The sequence below is a fragment of the Brevundimonas sp. Bb-A genome (assembly GCF_009394735.1).
Taxonomy (GTDB): domain Bacteria; phylum Pseudomonadota; class Alphaproteobacteria; order Caulobacterales; family Caulobacteraceae; genus Brevundimonas; species Brevundimonas aurantiaca.
The window spans coordinates 2,460,382-2,477,133 of record NZ_CP045456.1 but is presented as its reverse complement, the minus strand read 5'-3'; the positions used below and the strand labels follow the sequence as shown (position 1 = coordinate 2,477,133).

The 16,752-nt window shown below is 63.5% G+C and carries 11 protein-coding genes; 9 read left to right on the top strand and 2 right to left on the bottom strand.

Going from position 1 to position 16,752, the window contains the following annotated elements:
- Positions 1-114: 114 nt before the first annotated feature.
- The 8 genes from BSP_RS12120 to BSP_RS12085 all read left to right on the top strand — a co-directional run bounded on the left by BSP_RS12120 (position 115) and on the right by BSP_RS12085 (position 13,382).
- A complete protein-coding gene (locus tag BSP_RS12120) occupies positions 115-2,874 on the top strand; it encodes a TerB N-terminal domain-containing protein (protein WP_152950513.1) in 2,760 nt (919 codons plus the stop codon).
- Entirely contained in the window at positions 2,871-4,181 is a 1,311-nt protein-coding gene (locus tag BSP_RS12115) for an ATP-binding protein (RefSeq protein ID WP_152950512.1), read from the top strand. Before BSP_RS12120 ends, BSP_RS12115 begins: the two co-directional genes overlap by 4 nt.
- On the top strand, positions 4,178-6,406 hold the full coding sequence (locus tag BSP_RS12110; RefSeq protein ID WP_152950511.1) for a DEAD/DEAH box helicase: 2,229 nt from the start codon (positions 4,178-4,180) through the stop codon (positions 6,404-6,406). Before BSP_RS12115 ends, BSP_RS12110 begins: the two co-directional genes overlap by 4 nt.
- Before the next feature lie 212 nt (positions 6,407-6,618).
- Positions 6,619-7,224: a BRCT domain-containing protein gene (locus BSP_RS12105; protein WP_152950510.1), complete on the top strand. Its 606-nt coding sequence runs from the start codon at positions 6,619-6,621 to the stop codon at positions 7,222-7,224.
- A gap of 199 nt (positions 7,225-7,423) precedes the next feature.
- Entirely contained in the window at positions 7,424-10,846 is a 3,423-nt protein-coding gene (locus BSP_RS12100; RefSeq protein WP_227975958.1) for a response regulator, read from the top strand.
- 3 nt (positions 10,847-10,849) lie between these two features.
- Entirely contained in the window at positions 10,850-11,674 is an 825-nt protein-coding gene (locus BSP_RS12095; RefSeq protein ID WP_152950508.1) for a protein-glutamate O-methyltransferase CheR, read from the top strand.
- Positions 11,671-12,246 (top strand): chemotaxis protein CheB, encoded by a 576-nt coding sequence (locus BSP_RS12090; RefSeq protein ID WP_152950507.1) that lies wholly within the window; start codon positions 11,671-11,673, stop codon positions 12,244-12,246. Before BSP_RS12095 ends, BSP_RS12090 begins: the two co-directional genes overlap by 4 nt.
- On the top strand, positions 12,243-13,382 hold the full coding sequence (locus tag BSP_RS12085; RefSeq protein ID WP_152950506.1) for a hybrid sensor histidine kinase/response regulator: 1,140 nt from the start codon (positions 12,243-12,245) through the stop codon (positions 13,380-13,382). Before BSP_RS12090 ends, BSP_RS12085 begins: the two co-directional genes overlap by 4 nt.
- A gap of 812 nt (positions 13,383-14,194) precedes the next feature.
- On the opposite strand, the gene BSP_RS12080 is transcribed toward BSP_RS12085, so the two are convergent.
- Positions 14,195-14,593 carry a putative quinol monooxygenase gene (locus BSP_RS12080; RefSeq protein WP_227975957.1) on the bottom strand — a complete coding sequence of 133 codons (399 nt, stop codon included), beginning with the start codon at positions 14,591-14,593 and terminating at the stop codon, positions 14,195-14,197.
- Positions 14,594-14,854: 261 nt separating this feature from the next.
- On the opposite strand from BSP_RS12080, the gene BSP_RS12075 reads away from it, so the two are divergent.
- Positions 14,855-16,150 carry a sodium:proton antiporter gene (locus tag BSP_RS12075; RefSeq protein WP_152950505.1) on the top strand — a complete coding sequence of 432 codons (1,296 nt, stop codon included), beginning with the start codon at positions 14,855-14,857 and terminating at the stop codon, positions 16,148-16,150.
- 378 nt (positions 16,151-16,528) lie between these two features.
- Here the strand turns inward: BSP_RS12075 and BSP_RS16650 are convergent, their stop codons facing one another.
- Positions 16,529-16,732 carry a dihydrofolate reductase family protein gene (locus tag BSP_RS16650; RefSeq protein ID WP_227975956.1) on the bottom strand — a complete coding sequence of 68 codons (204 nt, stop codon included), beginning with the start codon at positions 16,730-16,732 and terminating at the stop codon, positions 16,529-16,531.
- Positions 16,733-16,752: the final 20 nt, after the last annotated feature.

The window sequence follows — 16,752 nt, the reverse complement described above, 5'->3', positions numbered from 1 at the left end:
CCCGCAGTAATGGTTTGGAATGTCTGCCTGGCCTCTCACTGCCGCATCTTCCCCGTGTGCCTAGCTCGCGAGATGCACGTGCGGTAGGGTCCGTTAATCCGGGGGAACGGGCTGTTGGCACTGATCATAATCTGCGTTCTCGTCGTGGTCATTTGGCTGGCGTTGAACGCCCAGGCGCAGAAACGAAAACGCACTGCGGCAAGCCCGCCGCCGCGGGTACCGCTCTACGACGATGAGCTAGTCTTCCCAACCCGGCATATCCGGCTTGAACTGCCGCTCGTACGTTTGGACGCCAAGACCTCTCCGTCGTCGGACCCGCCGATGCCGGCACCCACGGCTCCGGACGTCGCGCCGGATCCGCGCGGTGAGTTGATGAACGCCCACGGCATCGCCCTGACCGGTGGGCGCTACGTCGTGAAGGGCTACGGCTTCTCGGAGTTGGCCCAGGCAGTCAACTACGCCCGAAGGCTGGCCGCCCACGGTGAGGCCGAGCCCAGAGGAGGGGCCTCCGTCTCCGCGGTGGCGACACCTTCACTCGCCTCTCTACCGGTTGCAACGGCTTCCGCTTCGCGCGCCTCGATCCTGGCCCCATCGCCGCATGCCACGCGCATGGCCGATCATGGGGTCACCTATCACGATGGCCGCTACGTCGCCGGGGCCTACGGGTTCTCGACCCTTGATCAGGCCGTAGCCTTCGCGAGCCGGAAGGGAGAGGGGCGGCCGGACCCGTCACCCCCAGTGGAAACCCGTACGGTCGCGCCGATGCCCGCACGGTCACAGGCCCTGGCAGCGGCTCCCGCACGGCTGTCTCCGGGCTGGATCGCGGCGGGCGATGGCCTTCAGATCGGACCCGTGCGCGTGCCGGGAGGAATGATCTACGCAGGCCATGCCGGAGCGTCCGCCGAATGGCTGAACGAACGCAGTCTGGTGGACCCGTCATTGCAGGTCAGCCTGTCGGGCACCGATCCGCTCGGATCAAGCTTGCCGTACTGGCCGTCCTACAGAGACCTGACGTCGAACGCGCGCCGGTCCTATCTCGACTGGTTGGCCGCCGGGCGGGTCGACCCCGTCGGCGTCGGCTATGTCTTCCTGTTCTTCTACGGCCTGGAACGCCGGTTGTTCATCGACAAGGCGTTCAAGGAGGCTGAGAGCATCATCGCGGAGGTCGCCCGACTCAGAGTCGCCTACGGCGATAACTATTCCTTCGATGGCTATGCGCGCCGTTTTCTCGAAGCAGCCGAGCTCGTGAGATCCGGCGTGGTTGAACGGCCGATCCTGTCTCCGAGGATGGGCAATGGAGAGTTCGAGATCCCGCTTCCGGCTAGGCGTTATCTCGGCGCGCGCCTCGCGGAACAGCTTCCGTTCGACGCAGACGACTGCCTGGTCTGGGCGCTCTGTCTGCCTGACACCTATCTTCGCACGCCCGGCTCGCGATGTTTCGAGGAACTCGCGGTGCTGTGGCGCCTCCGCTTTGACCGGCGGCATCCTGAAGGGCTCAAGGTCCGTGCGCCCAAACGCAGGCTTACTGGTCAGTATCGAAGCGCAAGCAGCGCGTTCGAGCTGACCCTTGATCTCGGCGACCTGCCCGACATTGCGGCCATCGCCGCGCCGCTAAGCGGTCTTCGCGATCTTCTGTCGGAGTGCCAGACCGATCTCGAGGCCTACAGCCGGCTTCTGGGTCGGAAGCCCGAGGCTCGAGGCACACTAGAGGCTGCGCTATGCCTTCCGGACGACCTGATCGAAACCGATTGGGGGCTGAGTGCACGGGCCCTCAAGGCGGAGTTCGACGCCATCATCGGCGACCAGACTATCGTCCCGATGGCGGTCACGCGGCTCTGCGACCTTATCGGAATGGATCAGGTCGAGGGCAAGGTGCCGGTCGGCATCCATCGCCAGTTCGGCGTCGTCCTGGATCGCCTGCAGATCGCGTTCGAACCGGATCGCCGTTACGGAGACGCCGGCCTGACGTCTGATAGCCAGGTGGTCCTTTACCGGGCGGCGGGCGGTGGTCCGATCGACTGCGAACAGCCCGCCTACCGATCGGTCCGTACAATGGCGGAGATTTCAGCGATCGCGGCTATTTCGGATGGCGAAGTGGTCTCGGCCGAGCTCGACCAGATCGAGGCCGTGATTCGCGCCGCCACGGACCTCCGGCCTGAGGAGCGTACACGCCTGTCGGCCTATGCGATGTGGTTGCTTCAGGATCGCCCGCGCCAGCTCGCGGCGATCACCAAACTGTCCAAACTGCCGGTGCCGCTAAGGACTGAGGCGGCGCGTGCCGCAGTGGCGTCAGTTTTATCCGACGGTCGGGTCCAGCCCGCCGAAATCCGTTTTCTCGAGAAACTCTATAGGGCTTTGGGCCTGCCCCAGGACGAGGTCTACGCCACCCTCCACCGGGGCCCGGCATCGCGCGACGAACCGGTCACAGTGGCCGAGGCCGCGCCCGCTGCCAAGGACGGCGTCGCCATCCCCCAGGAACCTGTCGTTCCGACCACCGTGCAAATCGATCCCGCCCGCCTGGCCCGGCTGCGCCTGGAAACGGCGGAGGTGTCCAGTCTCCTAGCTGGCATCTTCGCGGAGGAGGAGGCCCCCGTCGCTCCGCCGGCGGTCGCGGAGACGACTTCGGCGCGCTTTGAGGGGCTTGATGTCGCTCATTCTGAACTCCTGGGGGCCGTTGTCGACGCTTGCGGGCTTGACCGCGCGACGTTTGACACCCGCGCCAAGGCTTTGAAGCTTCTCCCGGACGGCGCGATCGAGACGATCAACGACTGGGCCTTCGACCGCTTCGACGAGCCCGTCCTCGAGGGTGATGACGACCTTACCTGCCCTGAGCCCCTCCGACTTCAGCTTCTCGCTCTGGATCTGGCTGCATGACCTCCGCACCGACGCTCAAGCCGCGGGATCGCGACATCATCCTCCAGGCCCTTGCAGCCGGCGTCGTTCCGAGGTCGGGCCTCCCACATATCCAAGTCGGCCGATCGGCTGAGATCAATGCTCTCGTGCGCGACGTGGACCGGATCGCCGACGGGGGTTCGGCCGTCCGGTTCGTCATCGGAGAGTACGGTGCCGGCAAGACCTTCTTCCTCAATCTCGTCCGACTGATCGCTCTCGAACGGCGATGCGTGACCATCCATGCCGACTTGGCACCGGACAGGCGGATCCACGCGACCGGCGGGCAGGCGAGGGGGCTCTATGCCGAGGCCGTTCGCAACATGGCGACCCGGACTAAGCCCGACGGCAATGCTCTCGCCTCGATCGTCGAGAAATTCGTTACCGAATGTGTGCGTGACGCCGAAGGGCGCGGAGCGGGCGTCGAGGCGGTAATCGATGAGCGTCTCGCCCCGCTGCAGGATCACAACGGCGGCTACGATTTCGCGGCGGTGCTGAAAGCCTACTGGCGCGCCAGCGAGGACGCCGACGCCGGCGGCAAGGCGGCCGCCCTGCGTTGGCTGCGAGGCGAATACACCACGAAGACCGAGGCCCGGCAGGCTCTGGGTGTCCGCAACATCATCGACGACGGCGACGTCTACGACAGCCTCAAACTGCTCGCGGCCTTCGTCCGGCTGGCCGGATACGCCGGGCTCGTCATCGTCTTCGACGAGATGGTCAACCTGTACAAGCTCCAGAGCGCCCAGGCGCGCAACCAGAACTTCGAGCAGATCTTGCGCATTGTGAACGACGTCCTGCAGGGTAACGCCTCCGGCATCGGCTTCGTCTTCGGGGGCACGCCGGAGTTCCTGATGGACAGCCGGCGCGGCCTGTACAGCTATCAGGCCCTGCAGTCGCGGCTGGTCGAGAACGCCTTTGCGACCAATGGGCTGATCGATCTGTCGGGACCGGTCATTCGGCTCCAGAGCCTGACCCCTGAAGATCTGCTGATCCTCCTGTTCAATCTGAGGACCGTTTTCGCCTTGGGCGACCCGGAAAAGTACCTCGTGCCCGACGAGGCCCTGCCGCTGTTCATGACCCACTGCAACAAGCGGATCGGGGAAGCCTACTTCCGGACGCCGCGCAACACCATCAAGGCCTTCGTCCAGTTTCTGTCGGTGTTGGAGCAGAACCCTGGACAGGGCTGGGCGGACCTGATCGGCGGCGTCGATATCGCCAACGACACCGACGGCGCCGCAGACATCGAGGTCGAGGTGGGCGGGGACGACGAGCTGGCGACGCTGCGGCTTTGACCGAGACCAGTTTTGATCGGCTGCATCCGGAGGTTCGGCGCTGGATTCGCGACGAAGGCTGGATCGAACTGCGGCCCGTGCAGGACCAGGCGATCCGGACAATCCTGGGAAGCGACAGGGACGTCGTAATCGCTGCGGCGACCGCAGCCGGCAAGACAGAAGCCGCCTTCCTGCCCCTCCTCACCCAGGCCGCCGGCCGCGAGGAGAGGGGCGTCTCGATCCTCTACGTCGCACCGCTCAAGGCCCTGATCAACGATCAGCACCGGCGGCTGGACCTTCTGTGTGAGCGCATGGGGGTAAGCCTGGTGCGCTGGCATGGCGATGCGCCCCAGGGTCCCAAGCAACAGATATTGAAGACGCCTCACGGCGTGGTGATGATCACTCCGGAATCGATCGAGGCGCTTCTTCTGCGCCGCTCGACGGATGCGCGCCGGCTTCTGGGGTCCCTGGACGCCATCGTCGTCGACGAACTGCATGCTTTCCTTCAGGGGCCGCGCGGGCTGCATCTGTTCAGCCTGCTACGTCGCCTGGAGCTGATGTCGGCGCGCCGGCCCAGGCGGATCGGCCTGTCCGCCACCCTGGGCGACATGGGCATCGCAGCCGCCTGGCTGAACGCGCAGGCCCCCATGTCGGTGGACGTTATTCAACCCGAAGGCGCCGCGCCCGAGTTAAAGCTTCAGGTCCGGGGTTACATCGAGCCCGTCGAAAGCGGCCTGTCGGGCGATGATCTGGAAGTAGACGGCGGCGACGAGGCTCTCGACCGGATCGCAGACCATGTCTTCTCCGTTCTCCGGGGCGACAACGCCCTGTTCTTCGGAGGCTCGCGCCACAACGTCGAGGCGCTCTCGGACCGCCTCCTCCGCCGGTCCGAGAGGGCGGGCGTGCCCAATGAGTTCTTCCCCCACCACGGCAGCCTTTCCAAAGAACTACGTGAGGAGCTCGAAACCCGCCTCAAGGCGGGAACCCTGCCGACGACGGCGATCGCTACCACGACCTTGGAGCTCGGCATCGACCTCGGATCTGTGAAGTCGGTGGCTCAGCTCGGCGCGCCGCGTTCACTGGCCTCGCTGCGACAGCGGCTCGGCCGAAGCGGGCGGCGCAAGGACACACCAGCCATTCTCCGAATCTATACGCGCGAGCGGCACCTCGGTCGGGCCTCGGACCCAATCGACCGCCTGAGGCCCCAGGTCGTCCGGGCTGTCGCCGCCATTCGCCTGCTTCTCGGTCGCTTCGTCGAGACGCCTGGTGACGATCCGGCGATCGTGACGGTTGCAATCCATCAAATCCTGTCGATCATCACCGAACAGGGCGGCGCGCGGGCAGACGCCCTCTACAAGACGCTTTGCGGCGCCGGCCCTTTGGCGGCCCTGACACCCAGCGATTTCGTCGAGCTGCTGCGATGGATCTCCGGGCCGGAGGTGGGATTGATCGAACAGGCTCCGGATGGAACCCTGATGCTAGCCACAATGGGTGAGGAGCTCACCGCCGCCCGCGACTTCTATGCGGTGTTCGAGACCGACCAGGAATGGAGGCTGATCCACGGAACGCGCGCCCTCGGCTCCATCCCGATCTCCAATGTCTTGGCGGTGGGCAGTCTTCTGGCCTTTGCGGGACGCCGGTGGCGGGTCGCGGACGTCGATGATCGAGCCAAGGTGCTTACGGTTGAGCCGCATCCCGCCGGGCGCTTGCCGAAGTTCGACCGGCAGTCGGTCGAGCCGATCGACGACAGGCTCGCGACGGAAATCCGCGCCGTCTATTTGGACGAGGACCTTCCCGCCTTCCTGGACGAGACGGCCGTGCAGCTTTTGCAGGAAGGGCGGGCAGTATTCCACGCGCTCGACCTGGCCGAAAACGCACTCGTCGCCAGCGGCGCCGACACCCACATCCTCACGTGGAGGGGCACAGCGATGAACGATGTCCTCGCGGTCTGTCTGACGGCTGCCGGACTCGAATGCGAGGCCCACGACCTTGGCGTGACAGTGTCCGGCACAAGCCCGTTGGAGGTGGCTGGTCTCGTGAAGCAGATGCCGGGAGCGTTCACGGCGGCTGATCTCAGTGAGTTTGTCGCCAACTTGCAGAAGGCGAAGTACGACAGGTTCGCCCCTCCCTCGCTGTTACGCAGACTGTGGGCGCGACGACACGAGGGCGCGGTCAGTCACTTGAGCAGCTTGACCGTCTCTGTCTGTCCACCGGCAAGCTTGATCGAGGGAAAAGGCCCATTCTGATGAAGATTGATCGAGGCCGTTCGCCTCAGCCTCTGTGACTGGGCCCGAAGCGCTCCCGGCCGCCGCAATGCAACAGCAACGATAGCGTGGGGCGTACCCCGATCCCGTGTCAGTCGGAGCCGCCACCGATGCGAAAACAGCCGGACATGGTTGCAGTATGGCCGCAATAGCTCTCTGTTAGCTCGATTGGCGGGGATGTCGGCGGTGACTGGATGGACGAAGCAGTTTTCAACACGCTCGGTGACGATCGGATCACGTCCCGTCAAATCGATGAGCTCATCGGTCTCGCGCGAGGGTTGGCCGCAGACGGTGATCTGAACCACAGTGAAGTTGAGTTCCTGCAGAAGTGGCTGGCAGCGAACCTGGCCATCAGCCAACAACCCCTGATCCGCACCCTTTATCATCGCATCAATGCAGTCCTCGCTGACGGTGTCGTCGATGAGGAGGAGAAAAGCACCCTTCTCGATACGCTAAACAGCCTCTCCAACCGCGATTTCGAACTCGGCGAGGTTATGAAGCCTGCATCTTTGCCGTTGTGCGATCCGGCTCCACTGCTCAGGTTCGAAAGGCAGACCTACTGCTTCACGGGGACTTTCATCTTCGGGCAACGCAAGGACTGCGAGCGAGCAGTCGCCGAGCGCGGCGGTTCTGCCGGCTCGCTGACGCAAAAGACCAACGTCCTGGTTGTTGGCGCGTACGCCACCGACTCGTGGAAACACTCCAGCTTCGGCAACAAAATTCTGAAGGCGAGTGACTGGCGGGATCAAGGACGACCCATTGCTATCGTCTCAGAGCAGCACTGGTCATCATACCTCTAAGCAACAATCAGCCCGACCACCAATGTCCGCTCCCGGGGACCACGCCGTTGTCTGCTCCTGACTCAAAGCGGCGGTTGGGGACGTCGGCTTTCGGTCAGGGAAATTATGAAAACAGCGGTGGCGTCCTCAGCACTGTTTGCCAAGGTGTGGCTTGCAGCTATGGACGGGCGGAATGAACTTTTCGGGTTGGAGAGCGAGCTTGGCTCAGACGCAGCATGGCGTTGGACGCATTCGATCGAAGGTCGAAATTTGGGTCGGAGTGGGCGTCGTGCTCGTTCTCGCCTTCTTCCTGATTAGCGGCGTCGTCGCCTACCTCAACGTCCAGGGCCTGCGCGCCAATAGTCAGAAGGTGGTTGGAACCCATACGACACTGGTGGCCATAGACCAGGTCCTGTCGACCGTGCAGGACGCTGAAACGGGACAGCGCGGTTACCTTCTCACGGGCCAAGACCGTTATCTTGAGCCCTACGAAGACGCCGTGGCCGCAATGGACCGTGACCTTGCGATCCTCACCGAAGTGACCTCGCGCGACCCAGCGCAGCAGGCCAACCTCAAAGAGGTCAAGCGCCATGTCGGCGTCAAGATGGAGCAGTTGACCCGGGGAATCGAAGCGCGGCGTACGGGCGGCCTCGCGGCGGCCGTCGCGATGATCGAAACCGACCGCGGCAGGACGGCGATGAATGCGATCCGGGAACGCTTGGCCATCATGCGCGCCGACGTCGCGCAGCAGCGGCGACAGTGGCTGTCTGAGATGGAGGTCGCTTACCGGACCGCCCTGCTGACCGGAATCCTGTCCGCCCTGCTCGGCGCCGCCCTCACCGTCGGGGTGTTCCTGCTCATCCGCAACAGCACGCGGGAACGCGCCCGGCGGGAGTGGCTTCAGGCCGGACAGGTCGGGCTCGCCGAAGCAATGAGCGGCGACAAGACCATCGAGGCGCTGGCCGACAGCATCTTGGGCTTCCTGGCTCGATATGTCGACTTTCAAGCCGCAGCGATCTTCAAGGGCGAAGGCGGCGTTTTCCGCCGCGCCGCCACCCTGGGCGTTCCATCAGACGCGCCCGTGCCTATGGAGTTCCGACTTAAGGAGGGCCTTCTGGGCCAGGTCGCCGCTGATGGGGCGTCAGTGCTGCTGACGGATGTCCCTCAAGGCTATCTGACTATTGGATCCGCGCTGGGACGGGATGACCCGCGTCATCTCGTCATCGCCCCTGCGAACGCTGATGGCGTCATCAACGCCGTGATCGAGTTGGGCTTTATCCATGCCCCGGGACCGCAGGTCCTTCGGCTGCTGGACGAAAGTGCGGCTGCGATAGGCGTCGCCCTCAGGTCGGCGCGCTATCGTCTGGATCTTCAGAACGCCCTCGAAGAGACCCAGCGCCAGTCCGAGGAACTACAGGTGCAGAGCGAAGAGCTTCGGGTTTCCAACGAGGAGTTGGAGGAGCAGGGGCGCGCGCTCAAGGAATCCCAGGTGCGGCTGGAGCAGCAGCAGGTGGAGCTTGAACAGACCAACAGCCAGCTGGAAGAGCAAGCACAGGTTCTGGAGGGACAGCGCGACGACCTGGAACGGACCGGCGCCGATCTGGCCCTCAAGGCCCGGGAGCTCGAAGCGGCCAGCCAGTACAAGTCCGACTTCCTCGCCAACATGTCCCACGAACTCCGGACGCCTCTTAACTCCCTGCTGATCCTGTCGAAGCTTCTCGGCGACAACAGCGACGGAAACCTGTCCGAAGAGCAGGTTCGCTACGCCCGGACCATTCAGTCCTCGGGCGACGATCTGTTGACGTTGATCAACGACATTCTCGACCTCTCCAAGATCGAGGCCGGGCACGTCCAGATCCGTCCCGAAGCTGTTTCGGTCCAGAGACTGGCCGGCGACTTGCGCCAGCTGTTCGATCCGATTGCAGACCAGCGGGGGCTGAACTTCACGATCGACGTCGCCAAGGGGACGCCCGATCTGGTTGAGACGGACCGTCAACGTCTGGAACAGATCCTTAAGAACCTGCTTTCGAACGCCTTCAAGTTCACAGAGAAGGGGAGCGTAAAGCTGAGGATCGCGCCCGGCGACCGGGGCTTGGTTTTTTCGGTGAAAGACACCGGAATCGGTATTTCGCGCGAACAGCAGAACAGCATCTTCGAAGCCTTCCAGCAGGCCGACGGCACGATCAGCCGCAAGTACGGCGGGACGGGGCTCGGACTTTCGATCTCCAGGGAACTGGCTCGGTTGCTCGGAGGCGCGATCACTCTGGAAAGCAAGCCCGGCAAAGGCAGCACCTTCACCCTCAGCGCGCCCCTCGCCTACGACGCCGCTCAGGTTGCGTCGCGCGCGCCCTTTGCTCCGCAACCCGCGGCGTCCTCAGTCACGCAGGCCGCCCCGAAATCGTCGCCCGCTGTCCTGCCCCGCGCGATTGAGGATGATCGGGACGCGCTGGCCGTGAACCGGCGCACGTTGCTGGTCGTTGAAGACGACGATCGTTTCGCCGCCATCGTCCGGGACCTGTCGCGCGAAATGGCGTTCCAGTGTCTTGTGGCCAGTAATGGCGAGGACGCGATCAAGCTGGCCAAACAGTACCGGCCGAGCGCCATCGTCCTTGACGTCGGCCTTCCTGACCAGTCCGGTCTGACGGTCCTGGACACGCTGAAGCGCGACGACCAGACCCGCCATATACCGATCCATGTGGTGTCCGCTGGAGACCATGCCACGACCGCGCGCGCGCTTGGCGCGATGGGGTATCTCACCAAGCCGGTCAAACGTGAGGCGCTGGCGGATGTCCTTCGGGCCCTGGAGGAGGACCTCACCCGGACCGTTCGACGAGTCCTGATCGTGGAGGATGACGCCGTCCAGCGCGAGGCCATGAGAGCCCTTCTGTCGAGCGGCGGGGTCGAGACGGTCGGGGTGGGCACGGCGGCGGAATGCCTTCAAACCCTCGAACAGCAGACCTTCGACTGCATGGTTGTGGACCTGTCCCTGCCCGACGCCTCCGGCTTCTCGCTGCTGGAGACGCTCAGTCTGGACGGTCAGCAGGCCTATCCGCCGGTGATCGTCTATACCGGCCAGGATCTGACGGCGGACCACGAGCAACAACTGCGCCGCTACTCCAGCTCAATCATCATCAAGGGCGCCAAGTCGCCGGAACGCCTGCTGGATGAGGTCTCGCTGTTCCTCCACCAGGTGGTCGCCGACATGCCGCCCGAACAGCAGCGCATGATCCAGAAGGCGCGAAATCGAGATGCCGTGCTGGAAGGCCGGCGCATCCTCGTCGTCGAGGATGATGTCCGAAACATCTATTCCCTCACCAGCGTGCTCGAACCTCGCGGCGCCGTCGTGCAGATCGCGCGCAACGGGCAGGAAGCGCTCGACGCGCTCGATGCGTCCGCCGCCTCTGCACCCGCCATAGACCTCGTTCTGATGGATGTGATGATGCCGGTCATGGACGGGCTCACCGCGACACAGCGCATCCGGAGCGATGGACGCTGGGGCGGCCTGCCGATCCTGATGCTGACCGCCAAAGCCATGCCGGACGACCAGGAACGCTGTCTCGCAGCAGGGGCCAACGACTACATGGCCAAGCCCCTGGATGTCGATAAGTTGCTCTCTCTGGTCCGCGTGTGGATGCCGCGCTGATCCATGGCCGACGCTCTCGAAGACCTCGAAATCCAACTGCTGCTGGAGGCGCTGTTCCAGCGCTATCATTTCGACTTCCGTCACTATGCCCGTGCGTCGATCAAGCGGAGGCTAGTGCAGGCCCGCGACCAGATGGGCTATCCGACGCTGACCGCGCTGCAGGACGCTGTCCTGCACGACCCGACGATGCTGCCTCGGCTGCTGGGCTATCTGACGGTGCAGGTCAGCGAAATGTTCCGCGACCCGACCTATTTCAAAGCCTTGCGCGAGACGGTGCTTCCCCATTTGCGCACCTATCCGTCGCTCAAGGTTTGGATTGCGGGGTGCAGCACTGGCGAGGAAGTCTACTCCCTAGCCATCCTGTTCCGGGAGGAAGGGCTGTATGATCGCACCCTCTTCTATGCCACCGACATCAATCCCGATGCGCTCCGCGCAGCAGAAGCCGGGGTCTACGCCCTCGATCGGCTGCGCAAATTCACCGAGAACCACCAGAAGTCGGGCGGACGTTCGTCCCTGTCCGACTACTATACGGCCGACTACGGGCGGGCCGTCTTCGACCGTAGCCTCAGCGCCCGGGTCGTCTTCTCCGATCACAGCCTCGTCACGGACGCGGCGTTCGCCGAGATGCAACTGATCTCCTGCCGCAATGTCATGATCTATTTTGATCGCGCCCTGCAGGATCGCGCCATTGGCCTGTTCAAGGACTCCCTACCACGCGGAGGCTTCCTCGGCCTCGGCTCCAAGGAAAGTTTGAGGTTTTCGGCCCACGCCGGCGAATTTTCTGAGTTCGTCCCCCAGGAAAAGCTCTACCGAAGGCTAGGCGCATGAGTGTCCCATCACAACGCGCGGTGGTGATCGGCGCTTCCGCCGGCGCCGTGCAGGCGCTTTTAGCCATCCTTCCCATCCTCCCAGCGGACTATCCCTTGCCCATTCTGATCGCGGTCCATGTCCCCCCGGATCGAGGCAATGGTCTCGTGCCGCTGCTTCAAGCGAGCTGCGCCCTTGCGGTGCTTGAAGCCGAGGACAAGGAAAGGGTCCTTCCGGGAACCGTCTATTTTGCGCCCCCCGACTATCACCTTCTGGTCGAGCGAGATGGCGGGCTGGCCTTGTCCTCGGATGAGCCGGTCAACTATTCTCGCCCATCGATTGACGTTCTCTTCGAAAGCGCCGCCGACGCCTATGGAGCCGGCCTGATCGGCGTCGTGCTGACGGGCGCCAACAACGACGGGGCCGCCGGACTGAGAGCCGTTATGGAAAGGGGTGGCGAGGCCTTCGTCGAATGCCCGTCAGAGGCCTATGCGTCAGCGATGCCAGAAGCCGCTCTCGCGGCCTGCGCGGGCGCAACGGCCATGAGTCTGGCGGACATCGCAAACTATCTGGTGGAACTCGAATCCGCATGACGACCCTCGACGCCCCGATAAAGGTTCTTCTTGTCGATGATCTCGAGGAAAACCTCCTCGCGCTTGAGGCTTTGCTCCAGCGCGAAGGTCTCCACCTGCTCAAGGCGAAGTCCGGAGATCAGGCGCTTGAGCTGCTCCTTGCCGAAGACGTCGCTCTCGCCCTCCTAGACGTGCAGATGCCTGGCATGGACGGCTTCCAACTGGCCGAATTCATGCGCGGCAACGCCCGGGTCCGTCATGTCCCCATCATCTTCGTCACGGCGGGCAGCGCAGAACAGCAGCGCCGGTTTCGCGGCTATGAGGCCGGCGCTGTCGATTTTATCCAGAAGCCGATCGAGCCTGATATCCTGCGAATGAAGACGGAGATCTTCATTGAACTCTATCAGCAGCGTGAGCGGATACGCCTGCAACGAGACGAATTGGACGTGCATGCGACGGCCTTGAGCGCCGCAGATCAACGCAAGAACGAGTTCCTGGCGGTCTTAGGTCATGAGCTACGCAATCCCATCATGGCCCTGAACGCAGGGCTGAAGTTGCTCGATCGCGCCGGCGAGCCAGATCAAGCCGCCGTCATCCGGGAGCGGATGGCGACCCAACTGTTCCACCTCTCGCGGCTTGTCGAGGATCTGCTTGACGTTTCGAGGATCGATCAGGGCAAGATCGCCCTGCGCCTCGAACGGGTGCAGTTAAAGACCGTGCTGGACTCCGCGATCGATACAAGCCGTCCCAGGATCGACGCGGGTGGGCATGCCTTCACGTTTGACCTACCGACGGAAACCGTATGGGTCACAGCCGACTTCACCCGCCTATCGCAGATCGTCAGCAATCTGCTGACCAACGCAGCCAAATACACCCCGTCGGGCGGGACGATCCAGCTCCGGGCGAACGCCGGGCCCGACTACGTCGAAGTCGCCGTCTCCGACACTGGCGTCGGCATTTCCAAGGATATGCAAGCTCGGGTCTTTGAGCTGTACACGCAGTTGAAGGGGCCCGACGATCGATCCAGCGAAGGCCTTGGCATCGGTCTGGCCCTGGTCCGCCAACTGGTCGATCTGCATAAGGGCGACATCCGCGTGGAAAGCGACGGTCCGGGCGCCGGCAGCTGTTTCACCATACGGTTGCCGCGTTCAGCATAGCATCGACCGTCGGAGTAGGCGCGGCTATTGCCAAACAATGCGGCAGTGGATGTCTGGGACTGGCGCACAGAAGTTCATTATCCGGAAGCAGGCGTCGCGACAGGGAGGCGACCTCAGAGGACGGGGCATGCGACAGTCTGACCTGTTCCTACAACCGAAGCCCTCAGGGAACGCCGGCCGTCTAATCGGCCCCAAGGCGCCGCTTAAGCCCAAGCTCATCTGGTCCATCCGACAACAGTTGAGTGTGGCTAGGAGATTTCGCGACCTCGCCATGTTCGACTGCGCGTTGGATTCGAAACTACGCGCCTGCGACCTGGTCCGACTTCGCGTGAGCGATGAGGCGAGAGGCGGTGTTCTCCGTCAGCGGTCGGTCGTCATCCAACAGAAGACCGGGAGACCTGTGCCCGTTGAGATCACCGAGCCTGCGCGTGATGCGATCGCTGCTCGCCTGAGTGTGCGGCGCCAGCCTGAAGACGACTGGCCGTTCCCAAGCCGGAGCCGGTGCGGCCAGCACATCGGCGCCAGGCCGTATGCTGGGCTGATAGACCGATGGCGCCGTTGATTGACCTAGAGCCCTAAGGGTACGGCGCTCACAGCCTTAGACGCACTAAGGTCTCGCTCATTCACAAGAATGACAGGCTATCTTCGCGCATGCCAGCTCCTGATCGGCCACAGGAGATTGGAGAGCATAGTCAGATATCTCGGTATCGAGGTGGATGACGCCTGGGAGATGTCAGAGCAAATCGACTTGTGACCCTAAGCCGGGCCCTGAAGCAGGCCCGGCGATGTCAGCTTTGGGTGGGAAGCGGATGTTAGTGGGCGGGCGCCGAGAGGCCGTACCCTCCTGCGGGCGCCGTCTCGGCCACCCTCGACATTCCCGCGATCATCGGTCGCCCTCTCGAGATCGCATCGCGGACCGCCGGAAGCGTGAGTGACGCGCCGTGCGCTTCCTTACTTTGCCATGCCTCTGTGATCCAAATCACCTCCGGCTCTAGCGGGTCCAAAGCAACGATGTAGCTCAAACAGCCCGGCAGTCCGCTTACACCCTCGATGAGGACTCTGACCAGCTCGTCGCGATGACCTGGCTGCGCTGTCATTTTGCCGATCAAGCCGTACATCGATGAACTTTCCATGTCCGCAGCAGACGCGCGAAGCGGTGAAGTGACGGCCAAGCCGACGCCAGCAACGACGATTTTGCGGCTGATTTCCATCGCAATACGTTAGCTGGCCGATAGATCGAGACAAGCGGATAGTTCCGCAACGGGTCGATTTCGGTCCTGGGCTTTGGCGCCGAACGCGGATGTTGGCCGTTAGGCCGGAAAGCAGTCGCCCTTGACGCCAAATCGGGGTGATTAGTGGACGTTCCTCATCGAAACAACGGGGCGTGGAACCATAGCCTCTAGAAACGACCGGTAACCGGACGGGCGTTGCCGCATTAAGGGAACGACGCCTTGTCGATCCTCCGGAGAGCCATGCCCGATCCCTATATCCTCATGCTGTTTGTGGTGGGGGCGCTGGTCGCGCTGGTGGCGTGGCTGCCGCTGGTGTTCCGGCGCGCGCCGCTTTCGCTGCCGATCGTCTGCGTCGGGCTTGGGGCCGCGCTGTTCAGCCTGCCGCAGGTGGGGTTCGATCCGCTGCCGCAGACCTATCCCGAGATCACCGAGCGGCTGACCGAGTTCGTGGTGATCATCGCCCTGATGGGGGCAGGGCTGAAGATCGACCGGATCTTCAATCCGAGGCGATGGGGCGTGACCTGGCGGTTGCTGGGCGTCACCATGATGCTGTCGATCGTGGCGATCGTGCTGCTGGGATGGACGGTCCTGGGGCTGGGCCTGGCGGGGGCGATCCTGCTGGCCGGCACGCTGTCGCCGACCGATCCTGTGCTGGCGTCGGACATCCAGGTGGCGGCGCCGGGCGAAGGGCGTGAAGACGAGGTGCGGTTCGGCCTGACGTCCGAGGCGGGGCTGAACGACGGGTTGGCGTTCCCGTTCGTGAACCTGGCCATCGCCCTGGCCCTGGTGGCGGCGGGCCAGAAGGACGACTGGTTCGTAGAGTGGCTGACCGTCAGCGTGCTGTGGGAAATCGGCGCCGGGCTGGGCATCGGCTGGGCGATCGGCTGGCTGTTCGGCTGGCTGACCTTCACCATTCCGGTCAGCACGCGACTGGCCGCGACGCGCGACGGGTTCATCGCCCTGGCGGCGACCTTCATCTCATACTCGGTGACGGAGATGCTGCACTGCTACGGCTTTCTGGCGGTGTTCATCACGGCGCTGGCGTTCCGGCACGCCGACCGGGACCACGATTTCCAAGTCGAGATGCACGACTTCATCGAGCAGATCGAGCGTATGGCGATGATGGTGGTGCTGGTGCTGTTCGGCGGGGCGCTGGCGTCGGGCCTGCTGGCGCCGCTGCGGCCGCTGGATGCGATGGTGGCGTTGGCGATCGTGCTGGTGGTGCGGCCTCTGACCGGGATGATCGGCTTCATCGGCTGGAGGCGGCCGATGCGCGAGAAGCTGATTCTGGCCTTCTTCGGGATCCGGGGCGTGGGGTCCTTCTACTATCTGGCCTATGGGCTGAACGCCGCGCCGTTCGAGAGCGACGACCGGCTGTGGGCCATCGTGGGGCTGATCTGCCTGATGTCGATCCTGCTGCACGGGATCACGGTCACGCCGGTGATGCGATGGTTTGACCGCAGCGAAGGCCGCGATCCGGATGCAGAGGCGGATGGGGTGCAGGCCGAAACGTCGGGGCGAGGAACGTCAGCCTGACTTTGTGACCAAGGCCGATTGGATCAGGCACCTCAAATGTCCGCTACGGGTGGTTAGCGGTCATCGACTGGCGGTAGCCTTCGCTTAGCTTCCGAGATGAGCCACTTCACGACTTCAAGGGGGATGCTTCCTTTATCAAACGTCGCCAAGGTCATCTGACCGTTTGCGTCAGCGTAGAAAACCTCTGCCAAGGGCGCGTGTTCGATCACCCCATCCGACAGTTCGAGGAACATGCCGTCACGCTGGACATCACTGCCCATGGTCAGTTGAACGATCCAGCAGGCGACTTTGACATGCGAATACCCCAGATCGCACTAGCCTAATCGGCTGGGCCGATGTCCGCCTCGGGTGGGAAGCGGACATCGTCCCAACTTTCAATCAATGAGCTCGGTAATGCATAGCGACCGCGCCGTTACTGAAAGGCTTGGTCGAGAGCAGTTCTAGTCTGCGTGTTGCGGACAAGCCGGCGTGATAAAGGGTCGGACCGTGCCCTGCGATCCTTGGATGAACGACGAGCTTGTATTCGTCGATCAGATTCAACCGATCTAGTTCCGTCGCCAGCTTGTCGCTGCCGAGGAGCACGCCAGCCGGCGTAGCGTCCT

Excerpts from the sequence above, each read along its gene's own strand:
- BSP_RS12115 (WP_152950512.1), top strand. The coding sequence starts at position 2,871 with ATGACCTCCGCACCGACGCTCAAGCCGCGGGATCGCGACATCATCCTC.
- BSP_RS12105 (WP_152950510.1), top strand. The coding sequence starts at position 6,619 with ATGGACGAAGCAGTTTTCAACACGCTCGGTGACGATCGGATCACGTCC.
- BSP_RS12095 (WP_152950508.1), top strand. The coding sequence starts at position 10,850 with ATGGCCGACGCTCTCGAAGACCTCGAAATCCAACTGCTGCTGGAGGCG.
- BSP_RS12090 (WP_152950507.1), top strand. The coding sequence starts at position 11,671 with ATGAGTGTCCCATCACAACGCGCGGTGGTGATCGGCGCTTCCGCCGGC.
- BSP_RS12085 (WP_152950506.1), top strand. The coding sequence starts at position 12,243 with ATGACGACCCTCGACGCCCCGATAAAGGTTCTTCTTGTCGATGATCTC.
- BSP_RS12080 (WP_227975957.1), bottom strand. The coding sequence starts at position 14,593 with ATGGAAATCAGCCGCAAAATCGTCGTTGCTGGCGTCGGCTTGGCCGTC.
- BSP_RS12075 (WP_152950505.1), top strand. The coding sequence starts at position 14,855 with ATGCCCGATCCCTATATCCTCATGCTGTTTGTGGTGGGGGCGCTGGTC.